The organism is Caldalkalibacillus uzonensis (assembly GCF_030814135.1).
Lineage (GTDB): Bacteria > Bacillota > Bacilli > Caldalkalibacillales > Caldalkalibacillaceae > Caldalkalibacillus > Caldalkalibacillus uzonensis.
In genome coordinates, this window is the sequence record NZ_JAUSUQ010000045.1 from 1 (window position 1) to 2,321 (window position 2,321).

Sequence of the window (2,321 nt, forward strand, 5' to 3'; positions counted from 1 at the left end):
CACTTCACTGTATGTGATCAACCTTATCACCTTCAAAGTAAATATTATTTTTTTGATATGTTTGCAAAACCAATATTGTCATAAATAATAGAACCCCCACTATATCAAGTAAAAATGATGGTTCGATTAAGAAAAATGCTGTCAAAAATAAAACCAGCCTTTGGACCCACGTTGTTTTCTTTAACAGCCATCCTTGAATGGCCCCTGCAAGAGAAACAATCCCTACTGTTGCTGTCATTACTGCCAGTAAACTTTTGGTCATGTTTTCTGCGCTAAGAAGTATATCTGGATGATAGATAAACATAAAAGGCATAATGAAGCCTGTTAATCCCAGTTTTAGTGCGACAAACGATGTTTGATTTTGGTTCGATCCCGCTATTCCTGCTGCGATATACGACGATAAGGCTACTGGTGGCGTAATGTTTGACAAACAAGCATAAATCAAAACAAACATATGGGCCGCTATGGCCGGAACCTCCAACTTAATTAAGACTGGTGCCGTTACAGTGGCAACGATGACATATGCAGCAACTCCGGGAACCCCCATACCTAAAATAATACTGATTAACATGACAAATAATGCTGCCCAAAATAAATGCTCCCCCGCAAATTGTAGAATGCCGTAGCCAAAGTTTAACCCTAGTCCCGTTAAAGAAACCGTTCCAACAATCACGCCAATGATGACACAAGCGACTCCGACACTGAGCGCACTTTTGGCGCCTTCCTCAAATGCTTGAATAATGTCTTTGAGCCCCATTCTGGTCTTTTTTCTTAACCAACTGGCCAGTACAGTCGAAAGGATTGAAAAACGGCCGCATATAAGGGTGTGTATCCCAAAAGTAACAATATAATAAGCGTGACTAAAGGAATACTCAGATGCCCCTCTTCCTTTAAAACCTGTTTGATTTTTGGAATATTTTCCTTTGATATCCCTTTTAGGCCCAACTTTCTTGCTTCAAAATGCACAGCCATAATTAAGGTCAGAAAATAGAGGAAAGCTGGAACAACGGCTGCCAGCATAACAGTCGTATAAGGAACACCCAAGAACTCCGCCATGATAAATCCTGCTGCTCCCATAATTGGGGGTGCAAACTGTCCTCCGGTTGAAGCGGCAGCTTCAACGGCGGCTGCAAACTTACGTTTATATCCATTTTTGATCATCAACGGGATTGTAATCGAACCGGTAGTGGCAACGTTAGCTAATGCACTTCCGTTCACCATCCCCATTAAACTGCTGGCAATAACGGATACTTTAGCCGGTCCGAACTGACTAAATCCACTGACCTTCAGGAATAATCCAAATAAAATGAACATAAAAACAAAAGTAGCCGAAACACCTGCTCCTACGCCTAATAAACCTTGCCCTCCCCAAAACAAATGCTCAACGATTCGCTTCCAGCTGAAGCCTACATGACCAAGGATGCCTGGCAAGTAACTCCCTGCAAAATTATAGAGAAGAAATACGGCTGCAAGGATGGCCAAACTCTTCACCGTTCTCCTGGCAGCTTCAAAGACGATCAAAATCCCCAGTACGCAAAAGAGATAATCAATGGGGTGCAAGTACCCTCCCCTCAAGGCGATTTCACTATAATTCAAAATAAGGTAACCAAAAGAGGAAACAACCGCCAGTACACAAACACAATCCCACCATGTTGGCCGATGCAAAAGATGATCAGCTTTTCCCCTGGCAGGAAATAACAAAAAGGTCATCATTAGCAGGAAAATAATATGCCAAGACCTGAGAATGATCGCATCTAAAACGCCAAAACTTGAAACATATAATTGAAAAAGTCCCCATATCACAGCCAGTGCTGTTATGATGACAGCCGTCATACCCACATATTGACGTATACGAGTATCACCATCATATTTTTGCAACACCTGTTCTGTCATGTCGTTTGTGTTTACACCAGTTTGTTGGTGTGCATTCATCAAAGTCTTCCTTTCTGCTCCCTTTATAATTGGCATACTTCATTACTGTATTGCTGTAATGCAATAAAAACAAATTTATTAAACAGAAATGATATCCTTTCTGCTGAAGGATGTCAACAATATTTAGAAATATTTCCCCATAAAAAGGAGCCCGCCCCCCCAAACCTGCACACTTATTTAATCAGGGCATTTGTTTGCCATCAGGGTCAAATTTATCTAGTAAGGATCAAGAACGGGTTATATTAGGGATTTTATCAATTTTGTTAGCCCTCATTAAAAAAATAGTGACCCGGTCTTGGAGTTACTAAATACCAGAGCGACCAACAAACAACTATTTTCAAGAAGTAGGGGTAATTGTACATGTCAAAACATAGTTCTTTACATAAACA

2 protein-coding genes are annotated in these 2,321 nt (G+C 40.8%); both read right to left on the minus strand.

Annotation, left to right across the window (positions count from 1 at the left end):
• Positions 1 to 4: 4 nt before the first annotated feature.
• A complete protein-coding gene (locus tag J2S00_RS19710) occupies positions 5 to 757 on the minus strand; it encodes a DUF3394 domain-containing protein (protein WP_307344006.1) in 753 nt (250 codons plus the stop codon).
• A gap of 14 nt (positions 758 to 771) precedes the next feature.
• A complete protein-coding gene (locus J2S00_RS19715; protein WP_307344008.1) occupies positions 772 to 1,932 on the minus strand; it encodes a TRAP transporter permease in 1,161 nt (386 codons plus the stop codon).
• Positions 1,933 to 2,321: the final 389 nt, after the last annotated feature.

Bases quoted from the DNA above. Each gene is read 5' to 3' on its own strand.
- J2S00_RS19710 (WP_307344006.1), bottom strand. From the start codon at position 757: ATGGGGCTCAAAGACATTATTCAAGCATTTGAGGAAGGCGCCAAAAGT.
- J2S00_RS19715 (WP_307344008.1), bottom strand. From the start codon at position 1,932: ATGAATGCACACCAACAAACTGGTGTAAACACAAACGACATGACAGAA.